This is a genomic window from Rhodanobacter sp. Root561 (assembly GCF_001427365.1).
In the GTDB taxonomy this organism is placed as follows: domain Bacteria; phylum Pseudomonadota; class Gammaproteobacteria; order Xanthomonadales; family Rhodanobacteraceae; genus Rhodanobacter.
On the sequence record NZ_LMGH01000001.1, the window covers coordinates 1,199,177 to 1,219,077 of the forward strand.

Below are 19,901 nucleotides of genomic sequence, written 5' to 3' on the forward strand. Positions count from 1 at the left end.
CACCGGCCCGGGCGGCAACCAGAAGACCGGCAAGTACCTCTACGGCACCGACTACGCCGCGCTCGACGTGACCCAGTCCGGCAGCACCTGCACGCTGGTCAATACCAACGTGAAGACCTACAACCTCAACCACGGCACCAGTGGCGGTTCGGTGGTCAGCTTCACCTGCTCCAACAGCGACACCGACGCGATCAACGGCGCCTACTCGCCGGTCAACGATGCCCACCATTTCGGTGGCGTGGTGCATGACATGTACAACGCCTACACCGGCGCACCGCCGCTGAACATGCAGCTGCGCATGAACGTGCATTACAAGAGCAACTACGAGAACGCGTTCTGGGATGGCTCGGCGATGAACTTCGGCGACGGTGCCAGCACGTTCTACCCGCTGGTGTCGCTGGACGTGACCAGCCACGAAATCAGCCACGGTTACACCGAGCAGAATTCGAACCTGGAATACGACGGCCAGTCCGGCGGCATGAACGAGGCGTACTCGGACATCGCCGGCGAAGCGGCCGAGTTCTACGACCGCGGCGCGGCCGACTTCCTGGTCGGCGCGGACATCGTCAAGACCAGTGCCGGCATCGGCGATGCGCTGCGCTACATGTGCAACCCGCCGCAGGATGGCGGCTCGATCGACAACGCGGCCGATTACACCTCCAGCCTCGACGTGCATTACTCCAGCGGCGTGTACAACAAGGCGTTCTGCCTGCTGGCCAAGACCTCGGGTTGGGACGTGAAGAAGGCGTTCCAGGCCTTCGCGCTGGCCAACAAGTCGTACTGGACGGCCACCTCCACCTTCAACTCCGGCGCCTGCGGCGTGGAGTCGGCGGCGACCGACCTGGGCTACAACGCGAATGACGTGATCACCGCGTTCAACGGCGTGGGCGTGGCCTGCCCGGGCACCGGTGGCGGCGGTGGCGGCGGCGGTGGCACGACCACCGAGTTGCAGAACAACGTGGCGGTGACCGGCGTGTCGGCCTCGACGGGTGCCGACAACGACTACTTCATCACGGTGCCGACAGGCGCCACCAACCTGGTGATGTCGATCTCCGGCGGTACCGGCGATGCGGACCTGTACACCAAGGCCGGCAGCGCGCCGACCACCAGCAGCTACGACTGCCGTCCGTACAAGACGGGCAACTCGGAAAGCTGCACCGTGGCGTCGCCCGTCGCGGGCAAGTACTACGTCAAGGTCCACGCTTACGCGTCCTACTCCGGCGTCACGGTGAAGGCCTCGTACAGCACCGGCAGCGGTGGTGGCGGCGGTGGCGGCGGCAGCACCTCGGTCAACTTGCCGACCGTGAGCACCGGCAACTTCTCCACGACCTACACCCAGGCGGTCACCGCGGGTCATACGGCGACCATCTCGATCGCCGGTGGTACCGGTGACGCGGATCTGTACGTGAAGGCCGGCAGTGCACCGACCACCAGCAGCTACAACTGCCGTCCGTACAAGACCGGCAACAACGAGACCTGCACGTTCACCCCGACCAGCAACACCACCTATTACATCAAGGTGCGTGCGTACCAGACGTTCTCGGGTGTCACCCTGACCACCAGCAGCAACTGATCCTCACGCTCATCGCGTGACGGTGCAAACGGGAACCCCGGCTTCGGCCGGGGTTCTTCATTTGGGGAGCACGGCTGGATTTGGGCGTGGCTGGCGAAAGCGCCGGACTTCAGCCCACCGGCTCGAAGCGGTTGGCGTCGCGGTTCTTGCGCACGCTGGCCGGGTCCCACACGCGACCGTTCATGGCGATATAGACGCCGTCGGGCAGGGTCTGCACCGCGGCCACCGCGCAGCCGATGTTGAACACCGCGTCCGAGCCCTGGAAGCGGGCGGGATTCAGCGCGCCGGTCAGCACGATCACCTTGCCCTTGATATTCGCCAGTTCGCGCGCGGTTTCGACCATGGTGTCGGTGCCGTGGGTGACCAGCACGTGGCGATGCGGCTGCGCCTCGATCGTCGAACGCACCAGCGCGCGATCCTCGGCGCCCATGTGCAGGCTGTCCTTGCGCAGGATCGGGATCACGTCGAACTGGAACGCCACGCCGAGCTGGCCGAGGATCTCGCCGATCTGCGGCGCGCCGATCTTGTAGTCCGACTTGTCGTCGAAATAGATCTTGTCGATCGTGCCGCCGGTGGTGACGATGGTCAGATGCTGCATGTCGGTGGGCCATGGAGAGAATCCCGGCATTTTAGCCCGTGCCAGCCCCGCCCACAGCATTGCCGACCCAGCGGCCCCGCCGGCCGCACCACGAAGCCGATGCTCCGCTCCCTCCCCTGCTCGTCCCGCAAGGGGACTTCCTTCGGTCGCAGAAAGGGCTGGGGTGGGGTCGCTCTTGATCTTCGCCGCGCGTCGCAGCCTGCAGTCGCTAGCCCAGCAACAACGCGGTGTTGTCCCCGTCCGGCACGATCAGCCGATCGAGCCCGAGGCGGACGAAACGGCGCAGTGCCGCGGCAGGCCGCGGGTCGGCATGAGCGCTCGACCAGCTCGCCTGTCTCGCCAGCAGGGCCGCCGCCGCACAACGAGCCAACGTGAACGCGAGGCCGCGTGCGCCCGATTCCAGGGTTTCGCGTGCGGCCGCATGCTGGTCGAGCCAGCGCGCGGCCGCGTCCAGCGTCTGCCGGATCGCGCTGGCCGCGTGCATGTCGTCGTTGCCATCCAGCCAGTGCGTGCTGGCCGTGCGCAGCGCGCCCAGGCTGTCGCCGGCCAGCGCGCGCAGGCTGTCCAGCGACAACACGTTCGTGGTGCCTTCCCAGATCGCGTACACCTGCGCGTCGCGCAACAACTGCGGCAGGCCGGTGTCCTCGATGTAGCCGGCGCCGCCGAAACATTCGATCGCCTCCGAGCAGACCTGCACCGCCAGCTTGCCGGTCCACAGCTTGGCCAGCGGCGTCAGCAGGCGCAGCAGCGCGGCCTCGTGCGGGGCGGCCGTGCCGTGCTCGACGCGGCCGAGCAGGTGGGCCACCTCGAACGCCAGCGCGAACGCGCCCTCGAACTCCGCCTGCATGTCGGCCAGCGTCTGCGCGTGCAGCGGCTGCTCGATCAATGGCCGTCCAAACGCCTGCCGCCGCGTGGCGAAGTCGCGCGCCAGGCTGATCGCGCGTGCCATGCTGGCCACGGCGCAGATCCCGTTCCAGGTGCGGGTCACGTTGAGCATCGGCGCCACCTGGCGCACGCCGTGGGCCAGTTCGCCCAGCGGCCAGGCGGGCAGGCCGTCCAGATGGATTTCCGCGGTGGGCAATTCCTGCGTGCCCAGCTTGTCCTTCAGCCGGTCGATGACCAGCTCGCTCTTGCGCCGCTCGCCGTCCATCGTCTCGACGTAGAACAGCGCCAGCGCCGCCGTGCCGCTGCCCGCGCCTTCGGGCCGCGCCAGCGCCAGCGCCGCTTCGCCGACCACCGCCGAGCTGAACCACTTGCGCCCGTACAGCCGCCACTGGCCGCCTGCATCCTGTCGCGCGACGGTTTCGGTGTTGCCCACGTCGGAGCCGCCGGCGTTCTCGGTCATCCACTGGCCGCTGAGCCAGAACGTCGATGCATCGCGGCTGAGGAAACGCGGCAACACGCGCTCGATCAGCTCGCGGTTGCCCGACGCCTTGATCGCGGTGGCGGCGCCGTCGGTCATCGCCAGCGGGCAGGTATAGAACTCGCTGGCCAGGTGATACAGGTAGACGCGGGCAAATTCCTCCAGTCGCGCATGCTCGCTGTCCGCATGGCCGGCGGCGAGCACCGCATGGCGGGTGGTGATGCCGGGGCCTTCCTGCCAGGCCGTGGTCAGCTCGATGCGATCGACCCGCCGGCCCCACGCATCCCACTGCGTCAGCACCGGCTTGCGCCGCGTCGTGTTGCATGCGCGGTGCCATGCCATCTGCGCGTAATCCCCCAGCGCATCCAGATCGGCATCCAGCGCCGCGCGTCGTTCCGCAGGCAGCGCGCGATCGAGCAGGGTCAGCAGCGAACGATCGCTGCGATACGGGTGGGAAAGTTGCGGCGGGTCCTGCAGGAAGGCCATGACGTGCTCCGTCCAGAGTCGAGGTGTCGAGTATAGGCACGCAGGCAATTAAGGCGGTGCGCTGGCATCATCGAAAGCCCTTCCCCGGCGCAGGCACAACCCATGCGATTTTCCGAAGCGATGCAGAGCGTCACCCGCCACAGTGACGGCTGGCAGGCCACGGTAAGCGAGGACTGGCTGCAGGGTCGCAGTGCCTTCGGTGGCCTGCAGGCGGCACTGGCCCTGCGCGCCATGCGCGAACGGGTGCCCGTCGACATGCCGCTGCGCACCTTGCAGGTGACCTTCATCGCGCCGGTGCCGGCCGGCACGGTGAGCATCCGCGCACAACGCCTGCGCGCAGGCCGCAGCGCGATCCAGGTCGAGGCCAGCCTGCATGACGGCGAACAGACCCTGTGCCGGCTGGTCGGCGTGTTCGGCAACGCGCGGCCGTCGGTCCTGGATTTCCAGCCCGTGCAATCGCCCGTGGAGAACGCCCCAGCACCGGAGCTGCGCTACGTCGAGGGCCGCATGCCCGCCTTCACCCAGCACTTCCGCGCCCGCTGGCTGCGCGGCGACCTGCCGTTCAGCGGCGGCCACCAGCGCGAAAACGTGCTGCAGCTTTCACTGCGCGACCAAGGCCAAGTCGACGAAACCCACGTCCTCGCCTTCGCCGACTTCATCCCGCCGATCGCCCTGTCGATGTTCGCCACGCCGACCCCCGGCAGCTCACTCACCTGGATGATCGAGTTGCTGCGCGATCGGTACGATGATCTGGGGATGGATGACTGGCGCGTGGACGCTGAACTCATTGCTGCCCGCGACGGGTATACGAATCAGAGCGTGATGCTGTGGGGGCCGGGTGGGGAGCCGGTGGCGTTGAGTCGGCAGAGCATGGTGGTGTTTGGGTGATGCATGCCGAGGCCTGCGTCAGGCCGGCCCAAGGGGGAGCGATGCACGATTACGCTGCAGCCGATGGTCGAGTCTTTGATTCACTCGGAGTTCTGTTGCAGCGTTCATGGGAAAAGCAGGGATAGACTGCAGGAATATGCTGCACTTTGAAATCTACTTAACGTTAGGCCCGTTTCCGAATGCCCTATTCAGCCGAATCGATCGACGAGATGGCCAGGGCGTTGCCTCGCACGTTGAGCGACGTCAACAACCTTCTTGTGCGTCATGCGCAACTCGCGGAAAGCTTTGATGGGGGCGTTAAGGAACATCTTCTGCACGGTGCAGGCCGTCGCCTTAACGTTATTCGTCGCTGCATCGAAAGACTCTTTCAAGTGTTTCCGCCTCAGCGGACGCGAAAACTGGATGATGGCGAGCTCGGTGATGTTCAACTAATGCTTCAGGCCCTTTGCATGAATGTGGCAGGCATATTCGACAACTGGGGATGGGCGTTTGCTCTACGTCACGGCTTATTGGACCTGATCGGCGGCCCGCACGGAGCCTCCCTTTTCAAGCAGAGAATCCGCAAATTTCTTCCCGAGCCTCTTCTGCGACAGGTGGAGGCGATGGATGACTGGCACACTAACTACCTCAAAGGTTACCGGGACTCGCTAGCCCACCAGATTCCGCTTTACATCCCTCCCTTTACAGTTACGAAGGATGAGGAGGTTCGCTACCGCGAGCTAGAGTCCGAACGGCAGCAATTGCTCTTCGCGGGTGAATTTGATCGGTATGAATCTGCGACCCAAGAACTCGAAGCAATAGGTAGTGCTTGCACCGTCTTCATGCACTCACTCCAATTCGAGGGCGTGTATCGTCCGGTTCACCTGCATCTTCAGATCCTCAGCGACTGCGCTACTGTCGTCGAGTGTGGTGGCCTGTTCTTGTCTCATTGGCAAGAACGGGCCTAACGGGGGCCGCGGCAAGCGTCAGACTGCATCCCCGTCGCGCGGTTTGCGCTTCACCCCGGCCCCCAGCGCCCCGATCAACAACACCGTCAACACGATCTCCGTCACCGCCAGCCAGCGCTCGCCACTCGCCGCGCTCCATGCCTCGGATACGCCGTGACAGAAGTAGAACAGGCTGAGGATGCCGACCCAGAGCAGGGCGCGGCGTACGTCGCGGAGGGCGAACAGGGGCAGCAGCAGGGGGACGACGGTGATCGCCAGCAGCAGGGTGATCGGCATGCTTTGCGGCGGGAACAGCCAGGCGTGCCAGATCAGTTGCAGCACGACGAGCAGGGCCCAGGCGATCAGGCCGAGGCGGTAGACGGGCAGGATCGGGGCGCGCGGCGTCGTGCTCATGGATTGGTCGCCAGTCGACGGGCCACGTCGGCGAGGCGACGGCCCAGGGCGCGGGCCAGTTCGCGTTCGTGGTCGCTGATCGGGTTGTCGCCCTTGGCGCCGGCCACGTGGCTGAGACCGTACGGTGTGCCGCCGCTCTGGGTGCTGGTGAGTGCCGGTTCGGTGTAGGGCAGGCCGACGATCAGCATGCCGTGATGGAGCAGCGGCAAGGCCATCGTCAGCAAGGTGGTTTCCTGGCCGCCGTGCATGGTGCTGGTGGAGGTGAACAGCGCGGCCGGCTTGCCGACCAGGGCACCGCTGGCCCACTCGGCGCCGGTGGTGTCGAGGAAGTGTTTCAGCGGCGCGGCCATGTTGCCGAAACGGGTGGGGCTGCCCATCGCCAGGCCCACGCAGTCGAGCAGGTCCTGCTTCTGCACGTAGGGTGCGCCGTCTTCGGGTTCGGGCGGCTGGGCCACTTCGGTGACCGGTGCTACCGGCGGCACCTGGCGCAGGCGCGCGCGCATGCCGGGCACTTCCTCGATGCCCCGGGCGATCAGCCGCGCGAGCTGCGCGGTGTGGCCGCTGCGGCTGTAGTAGAGGACCAGGATTTCATGATTCATGCAGCGTCGACTCGCGCGTTTGAGGCTTTCACGGCCAATACGCTAGTGTACCGGCCGATACCCACCATGTTGGTGGTCATCGTCGGCGCCCGTATGGGTTCAGCGACGAGAGGACCGTGATGATCCGGCGTTTCAATCGCGACCGCACCAGGACGTTCAGCCGCTTCATCTGGCAGCGCTTCATCGACGACAAGTGCTTCGAGACGGCCGGCGCGCTTTCGTACACCACGCTGGTGTCGCTGGTGCCGTTGACGGTGGCGGTGCTGGCGATGTTCTCGGCGTTCCCGGTGTTCCAGCCGGCGCGCGACACGCTGATCAATTTCGTGTTCAACAATTTCGTGCCGTCCACCGGCGAGGCGGTGCAGGCGACCATGCTGGGGTTTGCCGCGAACGCCAGCAAGCTCACCGGCATCAGCATCCTGGTGATGCTGTTCAGTGCGCTGTCGATGATGATCAGCATCGAGGACCGGCTGAACCGGATCTGGCGCGTGCACCAGGCGCGCAGCTGGGGTTCGCGCCTGCTGCTGTACTGGGCGGCGCTGACGCTGGGGCCGATCCTGGTGGTCGGCGGCATCGCGGCGACGTCCTACGTGACGGCCGCGCCGCTGCTGCACAGCGCGGTGGACCAGTTCGGCGCGCTGACCCAGGGCCTGCTCAGCGTGCTGCCGTTCCTGGTGACGTTCTTCACCTTGTGGCTGATGTATGCGGTGATCCCCAACTGCAAGGTGTCGCGCCGCGACGCGGCGATCGGCGCGTTGCTGGGCGCGGTGCTGTTCGAGGTCGCGCGCTGGGGCTTCGGCCAGTTCGTGCAGCACGCGCAGACTTACCAGCAGATCTACGGCGTGCTGGCGGCGATCCCGATTTTCCTGCTGTGGATCTACCTGTCGTGGGTGATCGTGATTCTGGCCGCGTCGATCGCCGCGTCCGCTTCGGCGTTCGAGTATCACGCGCCCAAGGAAACCCTGCCCGAGGGCGCGGAGTTCCTCGGCCTGCTGGTGGTGCTGCGGCATTTCGTGGAGGCGCAGCGGCGCGGCGATTGCGTGGACCCGGCCGACCTGCGGATACGCGAGCCGTATTTGCGCAGCGCGCTGATCTCGGCCTATTTCGATGACCTCGACCAGGCCGAACTGATCCAGCGTGGCGAGGCCGGCGGCTGGCTGCTGTGCCGCAGCCTGGACAGCACCGACCTGTTGCGCGTCTATCGCCACACCGACTACCGCCTGCCGCTGCAGCCGGTGGAAGAGGCGGCGACGCTGGGCATCGAACTGCCACCCGAACTGCTCGCCATGCTGGCCGACCTGGCGGCCGAGCTGAAGGCGAAACTGGGCGCCCGGCTCGACGAAATCTATCCCCCGGTCGCCACGGTGGCGGCCGACACCGAGGAACTCCCCGCATGACCCTGCTGCATTCCACGTCGTTCCGCTCCGCCGTGTTCGGCCTGGCGCTAGCTTTCGGCCTTGCCGCGCAGGCCGCCATGCCGGAGCGCCCCACGCTGCACGTCACCACGCTGGACGACAAGACGTTCGACCTGTCCGCGCAGCGCGGCAAGTGGGTGATCGTGAATTACTGGGCGACCTGGTGCGTGCCGTGCATCAAGGAGATGCCGGACATCTCGCGTTTCGTGGCCAGCCACAAGAACGTCGCCGCGATCGGCCTGGCCTACGACGACAGCGAGCTGGCGGACATCAAGGCCTTCATCGCCAAGCATCCCGTGGTGTACCCGATCGCCCAGGTCACGCTGGACAAGCCGCTGAAGGACTTCGACGAACCGCGCGGCCTGCCGACGACGTACCTGATCAGTCCGGACGGCAAGGTGGCCAAACACATCGTGGGGCCGGTGACCGAGGCGTCGCTGGCCGCGCTGATCGGCCAGCCGTGATGGTCAAGCCGTGATGCCGACGGCGCGCTTCATCGTCAGCGGACGGGTACAGGGCGTGTTCTTCCGCGCCAGCACCCGCGAGCAGGCGGTGGCGCTCGGCGTCGCCGGCCATGCAAGGAACCGCGGCGACGGCAGCGTCGAGGTGCTCGCCAGCGGCCCGGCCGGTGCGCTGGACGCGCTGGAGCGCTGGCTGTGGCAGGGGCCGCCGGCGGCGCGGGTCGATGCGGTCGTCCGCGAAGAGCTGCCGGAGCAGGAGCTGCAAGGCTTTCGCACGGGCGGGTGAATCGGCCGCACACCGTGGCAACTCCCGTTCGTCCCGAGCGCAGCGCAGCGAAGTCGAAGGACCCTGGGCGATCGTGTTCGGGGCAGCTCTAGTCCGTCGATTCCTGGAGCGTGTCAGGCACCCACAGCGCCTTGCCGGTGACATGTTCGCCTCGCGGCTTGCCCTTCAGCTTGGGCAGCTTCACCTTGGGCACCGCTTCCTCATGCAGCGGCACCTGCTGCAGCAGGTGGCGGATCAGGTTGATGCGGCCGCGCTTCTGGTTGTTGAAATCGACCACGAACCACGGTGCGTGGTCGGCGTGCGTGCGTTCGATCATCACGTCGCGCAGCTTGCCCATCTCGGCGTATTTCTGGCGTGCGGCCAGATCCACCGGCGACAGCTTCCAGCGCTTCAGCGGATCGTCGGCGCGTTCGGCGAAACGCTGTTCCTGTTCGGCCTGGTCCACCGCCAGCCAGTATTTGACGAGGATGATGCCGTCGTCGGCGAGCAGCTTCTCGAAGGCCGGCACGGCATCGAGGAAGGCCTCGTACTGGGCGACCGTGCAGAAACCCATCGCCGGTTCCACCACGGCGCGGTTGTACCAGCTGCGATCGAACAGCACGAACTCACCGGCGCTGGGCAGGTGGGCGACGTAGCGCTGGAAATACCACTGGGTGGCTTCTTCCTCGCTGGGTTTGCCGAGTGCTGCGATGCGATAGCCGCGGGTGTCCAGGCTTTCGGTGATCGCCTTGATGGTGCCGCCCTTGCCGGCCGCGTCGCGCCCTTCGAAGATCACCAGCAGGCGCTTGCCGCTGCTGCGCAGGCCATGCTGCAGCCGCACCAGTTCGAGCTGCAGTTCCCCGATCGCCTTGCGGTAGCGCTTGCCCATGATCGCCTCGCCGGATGCCATGTCGCGTGCAGGGTAACCTGCCGCGGCGTGAGGGTGAGGTTCAGGAGCGACCCCACCCCAACCCTCCCCTGCAGGCAGGGGAGGGAGCAGGGCGGCTTTCGTTGCTCACTGGCCCGCAGGTGGCTTCTGCTCCTCCCCCTGCAGGCAGGGGGAGGTCGTGAGGGGGTGAGCTTTTGACCTTGGCCCGGCGAAGAGCGACCCCACCCAACCCTCCCCTGCAAGCAGGGGAGGGAGCGACTGAGTCCGACGAATGCCCGAATAAGCTTCGCAGCCTTTCGCGGTGATCATTGTGCGAGCGGCTTTCGGAGAACTCACCTCGCCGACTATTCGGCGGGCGTCACCGTGCGGATCTTCCAGCAGTTGCCGAGTTTGACCAGGCTGATCTTCAGTTCATGCCCAGTGGCCCCGATTGTGCCCAGTACCACGCGGACCGTTGCAGTCTTGCCGTCAACTTTTTCATCGGTGACTGCGACATGGTTGGGCCAGTCTTCCAGAATATCCTGAGCCTCGATGAAATAGTCCTGCTCCAGTCCGTCGGGGCTGTTTGCCTGCTTGCGTATTTCGCTAACGAGAGCTTTCGATACATAGCGATCCATCGTGTTGTCCTCATCCAACGGATTCTGGTCCCTGGAAAGTTCGCCCAGATACCATTGGTAGAACGCTTGCACGCGAACAGCTGGTGCATCCACAGCGTGCGGTGTCGCAGCCGGGACGGGGCTGGCCAGAAACAGCCACAAGCATGCCATTGCGATGCTCACGACGCGCAAAATCTTGCCCGGCTGTCGGCGGAACCGGATGAAGATAAGTTTGATCATGAGTGGCTTTCCGTCGGACATCGTCATGTCGGGCAGGCTGACCTGGAATGGATGGACAATGGTCATACTGACGGCGAGGTGATGGTACCTGGCGTCGGCATGTGCGTTGCTCACCTTGACGAGGCGGTCACAGGCCGCCAAGCGCCTGCAGCTGGTCGGCCTGGTGTTCGCGGGTCAGCGTGTCGATCAGTTCGGCCAGGTCGCCCTGCATGATCTCGGCGAGGCTGTACAGGTTCAGGCCGATGCGGTGGTCGGTGACCAGGTTGTCCTTGTAGCGGTAGGTGCGGATGCGCTGGCTGCGGTCGCCGGTGCCGACTTGCAGGCGGCGCGACTCGGCCTGTTCGGCGGTCTGCTTGCTGCGTTCGGCGTCGAGCAGGCGCGCCTTCAGCAGGCTCATCGCGCGGGCGCGGTTCTTGTGCTGGCTGCGCTCTTCCTGGCATTCGACCACGGTGCCGGTGGGCAGGTGGGTGATGCGGATCGCCGAGTCGGTCTTGTTGACGTGCTGGCCGCCGGCGCCGGAGGCCCGGAAGGTGTCGGTCTTGAGGTCGGCGGGATTGATCGTGATGTCGTCGATCTCGTCCAGTTCGGGCAGCACGGCCACGGTGGCGGTCGAGGTGTGCACGCGGCCCTGCGATTCGGTGACCGGCACGCGCTTGACGCAGTGGGTGCCGGATTCGAACTTCAGCTGAGAGTACGCGCCGCTGCCTTCGACGCGGGCCACGACTTCGCGGTAGCCGCCGTGTTCGCCGGCGTGCTCGCTGAGGATCTCGACGTGCCAGCGACGGCTTTCGGCGTAGCGCAGGTACATGCGCAACAGGTCGCCGGCGAAGATCGCCGCCTCGTCGCCGCCGCTGCCGGCGCGTATCTCCAGGTAGAGGTTCGCCTGGTCGCGCGGGTCCTTCGGCAACAGCAGCAACTGCAGTTCACCATCCAGATCCTGCAGCCGCTGTTCCAGCCGCCGCACGTCGTCGACGGCCATCTCGCGCAGTTCGGGGTCGTCCAGCATGGCGCGCGTTTCGGCCAGTTCGCGCTCGGTCTGGTCGTGTTCGCGCAGCGACGCGGCGACCGGTTCGAGCTGGGCGTATTCCTGGGAAAGTTCGCGGAAACGGCTGTTGTCGGCGTGGACGTCCGGCTGCGACAGCAGCAGGCCGACTTCATGATGACGCTCGGACAGCGCCTCGAGCTTGCGGCGGATCGATGGGGTCATGGCAGGCCGGGAACGAGTGGTGCGGATGAGGGCAGGGCCGCTGTACGGCAAGGAACTTCCGGTGCGCGGCAGCCAGCCGCCCTCGCTATTCGCCCCGGGTGGCGCGCCCGTCATCGTCTTCGTCCAGCCCGTACAGCCGCCCCGCCGCGTGCAGCAAATCGAGGTCGCCGTTCAGCGCGGCCTCGCGCAGGCGGGCGCTGGGGTGGTGCAGCAATTTGTTGGTCAGCGTGTTGGCGAGGAAGGCCAGCGCCTCCTCCGGCGACTTGCCGTGGGCCAGCATGCCGCGGGCCTTCAGCAGCACTTCGTCGCGATAAACCTCGGCGTGCTGGCGCATGTCCAGCGCGGGGTTGCGCACGGTGAGCGCGCGGCGCCAGGCCATGTAGCGGTCGACCTGCAGGTCGATGATCGCTTCGGCGTCGTGGGCGGCGGCGGCGCGCGAGCGGATGTTTTCGTCGATCACCTGGCGCAGGTCGTCGATGCCGTAGAGGTAGACGTCGGGCAGTTCGCTCACGTCGGCCTCGATGTCGCGCGGCACCGCGATGTCGACCATGAACATCGGCCGGCGTTTGCGCGCGAGCATGGCCTGCTCGACCATCGCGCGGGTCACGATCGGCTGCCGCGCGGCGGTGGAGGAAATCACGATGTCGGCTTCGGCCAGGTGCTGCGGCAGGTCGGCCAGGGCGATCGCGTAGCCGCCGTAACGGCCGGCCAGCTCCTGCGCGGTTTCCGGCGTGCGGTTGGCCACGATGATCCGGCGCGCCTGCTTTTCGGCCAGGTGCCGCGCGGCCAGCTCGATGGTGTCGCCGGCGCCGATCAGCAGCACGCAGGCCTGCTTCAGGTCGGTGAAGACCTGTTCGGCCAGGCGCACCGCGGTGAACGCCACCGATACCGTGTGCGCGCCGATGCGGGTGTCGGTGCGCACGCGCTTGGCCACTGCGAAGGTGTGCTGCAACAGCCGGTCCATCGGCGCCTTCAGCGATTGCGCGCCGCGCGCCAGCTGGTAGGCGTCCTTCACCTGGCCCAGGATCTGCGGTTCGCCAAGCACCATCGAGTCCAGCCCGGTAGCGACGCGGAACATGTGCCGCACGGCGTCGTCCTCGTCGTGCCGGTACAGGAACTCATCGAGCTTGCCGGGGGTCAGATGATGATGACGATTGAGCCATGCCCGCGGGATGTCCTCGGCGCCGGCGGCGGTGCCGACGTACAGCTCGGTGCGGTTGCAGGTGGACAGGATCATCGCCTCTTCCACGCCCGGCTCGCTGACCAGCGCGCGCAGGGCGTCACCGGCGGCGTCCGCGTCGAACGCCACCTGCTCGCGCAGGCTGACCGGCGCGGTGAGGTGATTGAGCCCGAGGGCGATCAGCGGCATGGTGGTCGGAACATCTCGGCGGCGGCGATCCGGCGGCGTAGGCTAAGCTTGGCGCAACGCCGCGAAGTGGTGACCGGCACGGTCAAGGCAGGCATGTGGATGGAGAGTAGTGTGCGGAGCGGGCCCGGCAAGTTCAAGCAAGTGCGGCATTTTACGGCAGTGGCGACCATGGCGCTCGGACTGGCCGCCTGCGCCGGCGCGCCGCTGCATTCGAGCGTCAAGGCCGCTGCGCCGGCGCAACCGCTGGCGCAGCTGGTGGTGGCCACGCAGGATGCCGACCACGACGTGCTGGCCCAGTTGCTGGCTGGCGAGATGGCGCTGACCCGCACCGACCTCAAGGCTGCCGCCGGTCATTACGACAAGGCGATGGCCTTGAGCAATGATCCGAAGGTGGCGGAGCGTGCGGCGGGCCTGGCCATCGCGGTGCACGACGACGATGCGGCCCGGCGCGCATTGGCGCGCTGGCAGGCGCTGGGCGCCAAGCCCGCCGCGATCGCTCAGGCGCGGGCGCAGCTGGCGCTGGATGTCGGCGACACCGCCGAGGCGCGGCGCCAGCTGGAAATCCTGGTCGGCAGCGGTGACAAGGATGCCTGGCGCCAGTTCGGCCGGGTGCTGGTGGGTGCGCGCGACCAGGCCCAGGCGGCCCGGCTGCTGGAAGCCCTGGCCACGCCGCAGCGGCTGCCGGCCGATGCCCAGGCCTGGCTGGCGATGAGCGAGCTGGGTGACCGCCTGGGTCGTCACGCCTACGCCGCGCAGATCGCCACGGCGGCGATGCAGCGTTTCCGGACGGCCGAGACCTATACCTGGGCGGCCCAGATGAAGTTCAAGGACGGCGACCGCGACGGCGCCGCCGCCCTGCTGCAGAAGGCCCTGGCGAAGGAACCGAAGAACACCCGGCTGCGGCTTGCCTACGCGGGCCTGCTGGGCCAGGCGGGTGACTACGCCGCTGCCAGCAAGCTGCTGGCGCAGGGTCCGCAGAACGCGGACACCTACGCGATGCGCGCGGGACTGGCCGCGCATCTGCACGACGACAAGGCGCTGGCGGCGCTCTATCGGCAATTGCAGAACGCGCCGACCGACGTGCGCGAACAGAGCGCCTACCTGCTGGGCCAGCTGGCCGAAATGCAGAACAAGCCGGCCGAGGCACTGGCCTGGTACGACCAGGTGGGCGACGACGACGCTCACGCGTTCGACGCCGACCTGCGCAGCGCGATCATCCTGCACGGACAGGGCAAGCGCAGCGATGCACACGCGCTGCTGGAACAGTTGCAGCTGGCCTATCTCGACCAGCCCGACCAACTGCGCCAGGCCTGGCAGGCCGACGCCGAGCTGTACCTGACCGAGCAGAACTATGCGAAGGCGGAGGCGGCGTTCAGTCGCGCACTGCAGGTGGTGCCGGATGATCCGGGCCTGTTGTACGGCCGCGGCCTGGCCTACGCCGAGGGCGGGCAGGTGGATCAGGCGGTGCAGGATTTCGAGCGCCTGCTGAAACTCAAGCCCGGCGATGTCGATGCCAGCAATGCACTGGGCTACACCCTGGCCGATGCCAATCGCGACCTGCCCGAAGCCACCCGGCTGATCAGCGCCGCCCGCGCGGCCAAGCCCGATGATCCGGCGATCGCCGATTCCTGGGGCTGGCTGCAGTACCGCCTCGGTCATCTCGACCAGGCGGCGCAGACGCTGCGTGGCGCCTGGCTGGCCCGCAAGGACGCCGACGTCGGCGTGCACCTGGGCGAGGTGCTGTGGCAGCAAGGCCACAGGCAGGATGCGCAGCGGGTCTTCGACGAGGTGCGCAAGCTCGATCCGCAAAACGACAACCTGCAGCAGGCGCTGAAGCGGCTGCATCCATGAGGCGCTGGCAGGCTCTTTTCGCCATCGTGGCCCTGCTGTCGCTGGCCGCCTGCGTACCGCAGGCCGTGCGGGTGAAGGGTGATGCAAGCCTGTTGAACGCGCAGCTCGCGCGCGAACAGGCGCTGGCGCATGCGGACCACTGGTCGCTGCAGGGAAGGCTGGGCATTTCCAACGGCAAGGACGGCGGCAGCGGCAGCTTCAGCTGGCGCCAGGATGGCGAGCGCTACGAGTTCACCTTGCGCGGACCGGCGATCAGCGGGATGAATTTCCGCCTCAGCGGTGGTCCCGACGGCGCCGTGCTGGAAGGACTGGAGCATGGTCCGCTGCAGGGGCCGGACGCCGAGGCGCTGATGCGCAAGGCGCTGGGCTGGGAGGTGCCGCTGCGCGACCTGCGCGCCTGGGTGCTGGGCGTGCGCGCGGACAGTGGCCCGGCCGAGCTGAGCTTCGGCGAGAACCGTCTGCCTTCGCTGCTGCAGCAGGATGGATGGACGGTCGACTATCGCGCCTGGGACGAGACCCGCCAGCCGCCGTTGCCGACCCGGGTGTTCGCCGCCCGGCCGCCGTACAAGGTGAAGCTGTCGATCGAGTCCTGGCAGTTTCAGTAACTTCGCCCGGCTGGGTTAGTCTTTGCGCCCCTGATCGCCTGCCGATCGTTCGGCGAATCCCGGAACGCAAGCATGCCCTTTTCCATCGCACGCGCTGAACCCGGCCAGGTCGAGGCCTTGTGCGCGATCGAGCGCAAGGCCGTGCACCTGTTCCGCGGGCATCCGGCATGGACAAGCTATGCGGCGCTGTCGATGCCGCCGGAACAACTGTTGCAGGCGATCAGCCGCGGCCTGGTCTGGGTCGCCCTGGGCGAAGCCGGCGATCCGGTGGGCTTCGTCTGGCTGGACGCGGAGCTGGAACCCGGTGCGATCGGCATCGCCGAGATCGACGTGCTGCCGCTCTACGGCCGGCGCGGGATCGGTGCCGCGTTGCTGGAACATGCTTGCGCGTGGGCCCGTTCGGCCGGTTATCGGCGGGTGGACCTGGGCACCCTGGCCGACGTGCCGTGGAATGCGCCGTTCTATGCGAAGCACGGTTTTGTCATGGTCGACAAGCACGATCCCGCCTTTGCGTTGGCGCGCCAGCGCGATCGCGAGAACGGCTTTCCCGACACCTTGCGCGTATTCATGAGCCGCCTGCTGACACCCCCCGCGCCCGCTGAATGGACGGTGTGGCCGGCGCCGGCCAAGCTGAACCTGTTCCTGCGCATCGTCGGGCGACGGGCCGATGGCTACCACGAGCTGCAGACGGTGTTCCGCCTGCTCGACTGGGGTGACGAAGTGCGCCTGCGCGTGCGCGATGACGGCGAGATCCGGCGCGTGCGGGGCATTCCTGGCGTGGCCGAGGCCGACGATCTGGTGGTGCGCGCCGCGCGCCTGTTGCAGCGGCACGCCGCGACAAGCCTGGGTGCCGACATCGAGGTGGACAAGCGCATCCCGATGGGCGGCGGCCTGGGCGGCGGCAGCTCGGATGCGGCCACCGTGCTGGTGGCGCTGAACCAGCTGTGGCAGCTGGGCCTGGACGAGGATGTGCTGGCCGAACTGGGACGCCAGCTGGGCGCCGACGTGCCGGTCTTCGTGCGCGGACGCTCGGCCTGGGCCGAGGGGGTGGGCGAGCAGCTGACGCCGCTGGCGCTGCCGCCGCGCCACTACGTGGTGCTCGATCCCCATGAGGCAGTGCCGACGGCAGCGCTGTTTCAAGCGTCTGAATTGACACGAAATGCCCCGCGGGCGACAATTTCATCCTTTGCTTCAGGCGAAACGACGGAAAACGCCTTCGCGCCGGTCGCGTGCGCGCGGCACCCGCGGGTGGCTGCGGCGCTGGACTGGCTGGACGGTTTCGGCCAGGCGCGACTATCCGGCAGCGGCGGTTGCGTGTTCCTGGAGCTGCGTTCGATGGAGCGGGCGCAGGCGGTGGCAAGGCAGTGTCCGGTGGCGTTCACGGCGCATGTTGCCGGTGGCGTCGACGTGTCGCCCCTGCTGTCGTCGTTGAAGCGACATGCCGGTGCGGTGCCTGCGGATTGATGGAAGCGGACGAAGTTCTGGGATAGACGGATCAAACAAATACTGGGGCGTCGCCAAGCTGGTTAAGGCACGGGATTTTGATTCCCGCATACGCAGGTTCGAATCCTGCCGCCCCAGCCATTTCATGATGGCCAAGTTTTCGAGGTAACACCTGTGGACACGTCCACCCCGATGATGCTGTTTACCGGTAACGCACATCGTGCCCTGGCCGAGGATGTCGCCCATCGCCTGGGCGTGCCGCTGGGCAAGGCGCTGGTCGGCACGTTCAGCGACGGCGAAGTGCAGATCGAGATCGAGGAGAACGTACGCCGGCAGGAAGTGTTCGTGATCCAGCCGACGGGCGCGCCCAGCGCGGTCAACCTGTTCGAGCTGCTGGCGCTGACCGACGCGCTGAAGCGCGCCTCCGCGGCCAGCGTCACCGCGGTGATGCCGTACTTCGGCTATGCCCGGCAGGATCGCCGGCCGCGTTCGGCGCGGGTGCCGATCACCGCCAAGCTGGCTGCCCGCATGATCGGCGCCGCGGGCGTGGACCGGGTGCTGACGGTGGATCTGCACGCCGACCAGATCCAGGGCTTCTTCGACATGCCGGTCGACAACGTCTACGCCTCGCCGGTGCTGCTGGCCGACATCTGGCGCAGCCACAGCATGGACGACCTGATCGTGGTCAGCCCGGACGTGGGCGGCGTGGTGCGCGCCCGCGCGATCGCCAAGCGGCTCGACGACGCGGACCTGGCGATCATCGACAAGCGCCGGCCGCGTGCCAACGTGTCGACCGTGATGAACATCATCGGCGACGTGGAAGGCAAGACCTGCGTGATGGTCGACGACATCGTCGACACCGCCGGCACGCTGTGCGCGGCTGCTGCTGCCCTCAAGGAGCGCGGCGCCCGCAAGGTGGTCGCCTACTGCGTGCACCCGGTGCTGTCGGGCGCGGCGATCAGCAACATCGAAGGCTCCCAGCTCGACCAGCTGGTGGTCACCAATACCTTGCCGCTGCGCCCTGAAGCCAAGGCCTGCGCCAAGATCCGCCAGCTCTCGGTCGCCGAGCTGCTGGCCGAGACCATTCGCCGCATCGCCTTCGGCGAGTCGGTGAGTTCGCTGTACGTGGATTGATATCTACGGGAATGGAGAATCGGGAATAGGGAATTGTAAAAGCACGGCTTGCGCGCTCGACGATTCTCCATTCCCGATTCTCCATTCCCGGCTCAACCGACTTCCCTGGTCGCGGGGAAGTCACTCAGCCGCTGCGAGGCGGCAAACACAAACCAGGTAGTAATGAAATGACCAAGACTCATGAAATCAAGGCGCAGAGCCGCAAGGACGAGGGGAAAGGTGCGAGCCGCCGCCTGCGTCATGCCGCTTTCGTGCCTGCCGTTGTCTACGGCGCCGGCCAGCCGCCGGAAAGCATCCAGATCGAACACAACACCATCCTGCTCGCCGCCAAGAACGAGTGGTTCTTCTCCTCGGTGCTCGACCTGAACGTCGACGGCAAGGTGCAGAAGGTGCTGGTGCGCGACTGGCAGAAGCATCCGTTCAAGCAGCTGATGATGCACATGGATTTCCTGCGCATCGACGAGAACGCCAAGCTGCGCGCCAACGTGCCGCTGCACTTCCTGAACCAGGAAAAGTCGCCCGCGGGCAAGACCTCCGGCGTGGTGATCTCGCACAACCTGACCGAAGTGGAAGTCAGCTGCCTGCCGAAGGACCTGCCTGCCTACATCGAGCTGGACCTGGGCGAGCTGGTGGCCGGCGACATCATCCACCTGTCGCAGCTGAAGCTGCCGGCAAACGTGGAGTTGCCCGCGCTGCAGCTGGGCGAGGCGCATGACGCTGCCGTGGTCACGGTGAACGTGGTCAAGGAAAGCGCTGCGGACGCCGCCGAAGACGCTGCCGCCGAGGCCGAGGCCGAAGCGAACAAGGCCGCCGCGGCCAAGTCTGCCAAGGCTCCCGCCAAGCCGGCTGGCGACAAGAAGTAAGTCGTGTGATCCCGCGTCCGTGAGGGCGCGGGATCATGTGGCTGGTCGCTCATGGCTGGTTTGCGACTCATCGTCGGACTGGGCAACCCCGGTGCCGAATACCTCAGAACCCGGCACAACGCCGGGTTCTGGCTAGTTGACGCCCTCGCCAGCGGGCAGGGCGAGCGCTTCGCCTTCGACGGCAAGCTGCACGGCGAAAGCTGCCGCGTACGCCTCGGCGGCGAACCGGTCTGGCTGCTGAAGCCGGCCACCTTCATGAACAAGAGCGGCATCGCCGTGGTTTCGGCGCTGCGCTACTACAAGATCGAACCCGAACAATGCCTGGTCGCGCATGACGACCTAGACCTTCCTGCGGGCACCGTGCGGATGAAATTCGACGGCGGCCACGGCGGCCAGAACGGCCTGCGCGACATCATGGCCCATCTCGGCCACGGCAAGTTCCATCGGTTGCGCGTGGGCATCGGCCATCCCGGCCACCGCGACCAGGTCACGCCCTGGGTGCTGGGCCGGCCGTCGGCCACGGACGAGGACGCGATCCTCGACGGCATCGCCCGCGCCCTGGACGTGCTGCCGCTGGCGGTGGAAGGCCAGTTCGAGAAGGCGATGAAGCAGTTGCATACGAATAGCCGGGAATAGGGAATGGGGAATCGGGAATGGTCAAAAACCAAGCCCGATTCCTGCTTCTCCTGTTCCCGATTCCCCATTCCCTATTCCCG

General features: G+C 66.8%; 20 protein-coding genes and 1 tRNA gene. 13 read left to right on the top strand and 8 right to left on the bottom strand.

From position 1 onward, the window contains the following. Nucleotides 1–1,573: M4 family metallopeptidase (locus ASD55_RS05120; RefSeq protein ID WP_200946056.1), on the top strand; the 1,573-nt coding region annotated here is incomplete at its 5' end. 109 nt (nucleotides 1,574–1,682) lie between these two features. On the opposite strand, the gene ASD55_RS05125 is transcribed toward ASD55_RS05120, so the two are convergent. Together ASD55_RS05125 and ASD55_RS05130 are read right to left on the bottom strand one after the other, a co-directional pair. Then, nucleotides 1,683–2,171 carry an asparaginase domain-containing protein gene (locus ASD55_RS05125; protein WP_007806907.1) on the bottom strand — a complete coding sequence of 163 codons (489 nt, stop codon included), beginning with the start codon at nucleotides 2,169–2,171 and terminating at the stop codon, nucleotides 1,683–1,685. Nucleotides 2,172–2,379: 208 nt separating this feature from the next. Beyond that, the gene (locus ASD55_RS05130; RefSeq protein ID WP_056764157.1) at nucleotides 2,380–4,020 is read right to left on the bottom strand and encodes an acyl-CoA dehydrogenase family protein; all 1,641 of its coding nucleotides are present in this window, start codon (nucleotides 4,018–4,020) and stop codon (nucleotides 2,380–2,382) included. 102 nt (nucleotides 4,021–4,122) lie between these two features. On the opposite strand from ASD55_RS05130, the gene ASD55_RS05135 reads away from it, so the two are divergent. Beyond that, complete coding sequence (locus tag ASD55_RS05135; RefSeq protein WP_056764159.1) at nucleotides 4,123–4,908, top strand: thioesterase family protein; 786 nt, start codon at nucleotides 4,123–4,125, stop codon at nucleotides 4,906–4,908. 179 nt (nucleotides 4,909–5,087) lie between these two features. Next, complete coding sequence (locus ASD55_RS05145) at nucleotides 5,088–5,855, top strand: hypothetical protein (RefSeq protein ID WP_157598798.1); 768 nt, start codon at nucleotides 5,088–5,090, stop codon at nucleotides 5,853–5,855. A gap of 18 nt (nucleotides 5,856–5,873) precedes the next feature. Here the strand turns inward: ASD55_RS05145 and ASD55_RS05150 are convergent, their stop codons facing one another. Continuing rightward, on the bottom strand, nucleotides 5,874–6,248 hold the full coding sequence (locus ASD55_RS05150) for a DUF2069 domain-containing protein (RefSeq protein ID WP_056764164.1): 375 nt from the start codon (nucleotides 6,246–6,248) through the stop codon (nucleotides 5,874–5,876). Continuing rightward, nucleotides 6,245–6,847: an NAD(P)H:quinone oxidoreductase gene (wrbA, locus tag ASD55_RS05155; RefSeq protein ID WP_056764166.1), complete on the bottom strand. Its 603-nt coding sequence runs from the start codon at nucleotides 6,845–6,847 to the stop codon at nucleotides 6,245–6,247. The genes ASD55_RS05150 and wrbA overlap by 4 nt, the downstream gene beginning before the upstream one ends. 119 nt (nucleotides 6,848–6,966) lie before the next feature. Between wrbA and ASD55_RS05160 the strand changes: the two genes are divergently transcribed. From ASD55_RS05160 to ASD55_RS05170, 3 genes are read left to right on the top strand one after another with little or no spacing between them, the layout of a single operon-like run. Further along, on the top strand, nucleotides 6,967–8,244 hold the full coding sequence (locus tag ASD55_RS05160) for a YihY family inner membrane protein (RefSeq protein WP_056764167.1): 1,278 nt from the start codon (nucleotides 6,967–6,969) through the stop codon (nucleotides 8,242–8,244). After that, complete coding sequence (locus ASD55_RS05165; RefSeq protein ID WP_056764170.1) at nucleotides 8,241–8,726, top strand: TlpA disulfide reductase family protein; 486 nt, start codon at nucleotides 8,241–8,243, stop codon at nucleotides 8,724–8,726. The genes ASD55_RS05160 and ASD55_RS05165 overlap by 4 nt, the downstream gene beginning before the upstream one ends. 13 nt (nucleotides 8,727–8,739) lie before the next feature. Next, complete coding sequence (locus ASD55_RS05170; protein WP_056764172.1) at nucleotides 8,740–9,009, top strand: acylphosphatase; 270 nt, start codon at nucleotides 8,740–8,742, stop codon at nucleotides 9,007–9,009. Nucleotides 9,010–9,097: 88 nt separating this feature from the next. On the opposite strand, the gene ppk2 is transcribed toward ASD55_RS05170, so the two are convergent. From ppk2 to hemA, 4 genes are all read right to left on the bottom strand, one after another. Further along, on the bottom strand, nucleotides 9,098–9,877 hold the full coding sequence (gene ppk2, locus ASD55_RS05175) for a polyphosphate kinase 2 (protein ID WP_056764174.1): 780 nt from the start codon (nucleotides 9,875–9,877) through the stop codon (nucleotides 9,098–9,100). Nucleotides 9,878–10,221: 344 nt separating this feature from the next. Further along, nucleotides 10,222–10,713: a DUF3828 domain-containing protein gene (locus ASD55_RS05180; RefSeq protein ID WP_162248778.1), complete on the bottom strand. Its 492-nt coding sequence runs from the start codon at nucleotides 10,711–10,713 to the stop codon at nucleotides 10,222–10,224. 127 nt (nucleotides 10,714–10,840) lie between these two features. Further along, a complete protein-coding gene (gene prfA, locus ASD55_RS05185) occupies nucleotides 10,841–11,920 on the bottom strand; it encodes a peptide chain release factor 1 (RefSeq protein ID WP_056764178.1) in 1,080 nt (359 codons plus the stop codon). 85 nt (nucleotides 11,921–12,005) lie between these two features. Further along, a complete protein-coding gene (gene hemA, locus ASD55_RS05190; RefSeq protein ID WP_056764180.1) occupies nucleotides 12,006–13,289 on the bottom strand; it encodes a glutamyl-tRNA reductase in 1,284 nt (427 codons plus the stop codon). Nucleotides 13,290–13,457: 168 nt separating this feature from the next. On the opposite strand from hemA, the gene ASD55_RS05195 reads away from it, so the two are divergent. From ASD55_RS05195 to pth, 7 genes are all read left to right on the top strand, one after another. Further along, nucleotides 13,458–15,140 carry a tetratricopeptide repeat protein gene (locus tag ASD55_RS05195; protein ID WP_056764495.1) on the top strand — a complete coding sequence of 561 codons (1,683 nt, stop codon included), beginning with the start codon at nucleotides 13,458–13,460 and terminating at the stop codon, nucleotides 15,138–15,140. Further along, nucleotides 15,137–15,745, top strand: a complete 609-nt coding sequence (gene lolB / locus ASD55_RS05200) for a lipoprotein insertase outer membrane protein LolB (RefSeq protein ID WP_056764182.1) — start codon at nucleotides 15,137–15,139, stop codon at nucleotides 15,743–15,745. The genes ASD55_RS05195 and lolB overlap by 4 nt, the downstream gene beginning before the upstream one ends. Nucleotides 15,746–15,817: 72 nt before the next feature. Continuing rightward, nucleotides 15,818–17,209, top strand: a complete 1,392-nt coding sequence (gene ispE, locus ASD55_RS05205) for a 4-(cytidine 5'-diphospho)-2-C-methyl-D-erythritol kinase (protein WP_056764184.1) — start codon at nucleotides 15,818–15,820, stop codon at nucleotides 17,207–17,209. 43 nt (nucleotides 17,210–17,252) lie between these two features. Beyond that, nucleotides 17,253–17,329, top strand: a tRNA-Gln gene (locus tag ASD55_RS05210). A 51-nt stretch (nucleotides 17,330–17,380) separates the two neighbouring features. Then, a complete protein-coding gene (locus ASD55_RS05215; RefSeq protein WP_200946082.1) occupies nucleotides 17,381–18,322 on the top strand; it encodes a ribose-phosphate diphosphokinase in 942 nt (313 codons plus the stop codon). 167 nt (nucleotides 18,323–18,489) lie between these two features. Then, nucleotides 18,490–19,185, top strand: coding sequence for a 50S ribosomal protein L25/general stress protein Ctc (locus ASD55_RS05220; RefSeq protein ID WP_056714285.1), 696 nt, complete (start codon nucleotides 18,490–18,492; stop codon nucleotides 19,183–19,185). A 51-nt stretch (nucleotides 19,186–19,236) separates the two neighbouring features. After that, entirely contained in the window at nucleotides 19,237–19,821 is a 585-nt protein-coding gene (gene pth, locus ASD55_RS05225) for an aminoacyl-tRNA hydrolase (RefSeq protein WP_056764185.1), read from the top strand. Nucleotides 19,822–19,901: the final 80 nt, after the last annotated feature.

Excerpts from the sequence above, each read along its gene's own strand:
- ppk2 (WP_056764174.1), bottom strand. The coding sequence starts at position 9,877 with ATGGGCAAGCGCTACCGCAAGGCGATCGGGGAACTGCAGCTCGAACTG.
- ASD55_RS05125 (WP_007806907.1), bottom strand. The coding sequence starts at position 2,171 with ATGCAGCATCTGACCATCGTCACCACCGGCGGCACGATCGACAAGATC.
- wrbA (WP_056764166.1), bottom strand. The coding sequence starts at position 6,847 with ATGAATCATGAAATCCTGGTCCTCTACTACAGCCGCAGCGGCCACACC.
- ASD55_RS05165 (WP_056764170.1), top strand. The coding sequence starts at position 8,241 with ATGACCCTGCTGCATTCCACGTCGTTCCGCTCCGCCGTGTTCGGCCTG.
- ASD55_RS05215 (WP_200946082.1), top strand. The coding sequence starts at position 17,381 with ATGATGCTGTTTACCGGTAACGCACATCGTGCCCTGGCCGAGGATGTC.
- ispE (WP_056764184.1), top strand. The coding sequence starts at position 15,818 with ATGCCCTTTTCCATCGCACGCGCTGAACCCGGCCAGGTCGAGGCCTTG.
- ASD55_RS05145 (WP_157598798.1), top strand. The coding sequence starts at position 5,088 with ATGCCCTATTCAGCCGAATCGATCGACGAGATGGCCAGGGCGTTGCCT.
- ASD55_RS05170 (WP_056764172.1), top strand. The coding sequence starts at position 8,740 with ATGCCGACGGCGCGCTTCATCGTCAGCGGACGGGTACAGGGCGTGTTC.
- pth (WP_056764185.1), top strand. The coding sequence starts at position 19,237 with ATGGCTGGTTTGCGACTCATCGTCGGACTGGGCAACCCCGGTGCCGAA.
- ASD55_RS05135 (WP_056764159.1), top strand. The coding sequence starts at position 4,123 with ATGCGATTTTCCGAAGCGATGCAGAGCGTCACCCGCCACAGTGACGGC.
- prfA (WP_056764178.1), bottom strand. The coding sequence starts at position 11,920 with ATGACCCCATCGATCCGCCGCAAGCTCGAGGCGCTGTCCGAGCGTCAT.
- hemA (WP_056764180.1), bottom strand. The coding sequence starts at position 13,289 with ATGCCGCTGATCGCCCTCGGGCTCAATCACCTCACCGCGCCGGTCAGC.
- ASD55_RS05150 (WP_056764164.1), bottom strand. The coding sequence starts at position 6,248 with ATGAGCACGACGCCGCGCGCCCCGATCCTGCCCGTCTACCGCCTCGGC.
- lolB (WP_056764182.1), top strand. The coding sequence starts at position 15,137 with ATGAGGCGCTGGCAGGCTCTTTTCGCCATCGTGGCCCTGCTGTCGCTG.
- ASD55_RS05180 (WP_162248778.1), bottom strand. The coding sequence starts at position 10,713 with ATGATCAAACTTATCTTCATCCGGTTCCGCCGACAGCCGGGCAAGATT.
- ASD55_RS05195 (WP_056764495.1), top strand. The coding sequence starts at position 13,458 with ATGGCGCTCGGACTGGCCGCCTGCGCCGGCGCGCCGCTGCATTCGAGC.
- ASD55_RS05130 (WP_056764157.1), bottom strand. The coding sequence starts at position 4,020 with ATGGCCTTCCTGCAGGACCCGCCGCAACTTTCCCACCCGTATCGCAGC.
- ASD55_RS05160 (WP_056764167.1), top strand. The coding sequence starts at position 6,967 with ATGATCCGGCGTTTCAATCGCGACCGCACCAGGACGTTCAGCCGCTTC.
- ASD55_RS05220 (WP_056714285.1), top strand. The coding sequence starts at position 18,490 with ATGACCAAGACTCATGAAATCAAGGCGCAGAGCCGCAAGGACGAGGGG.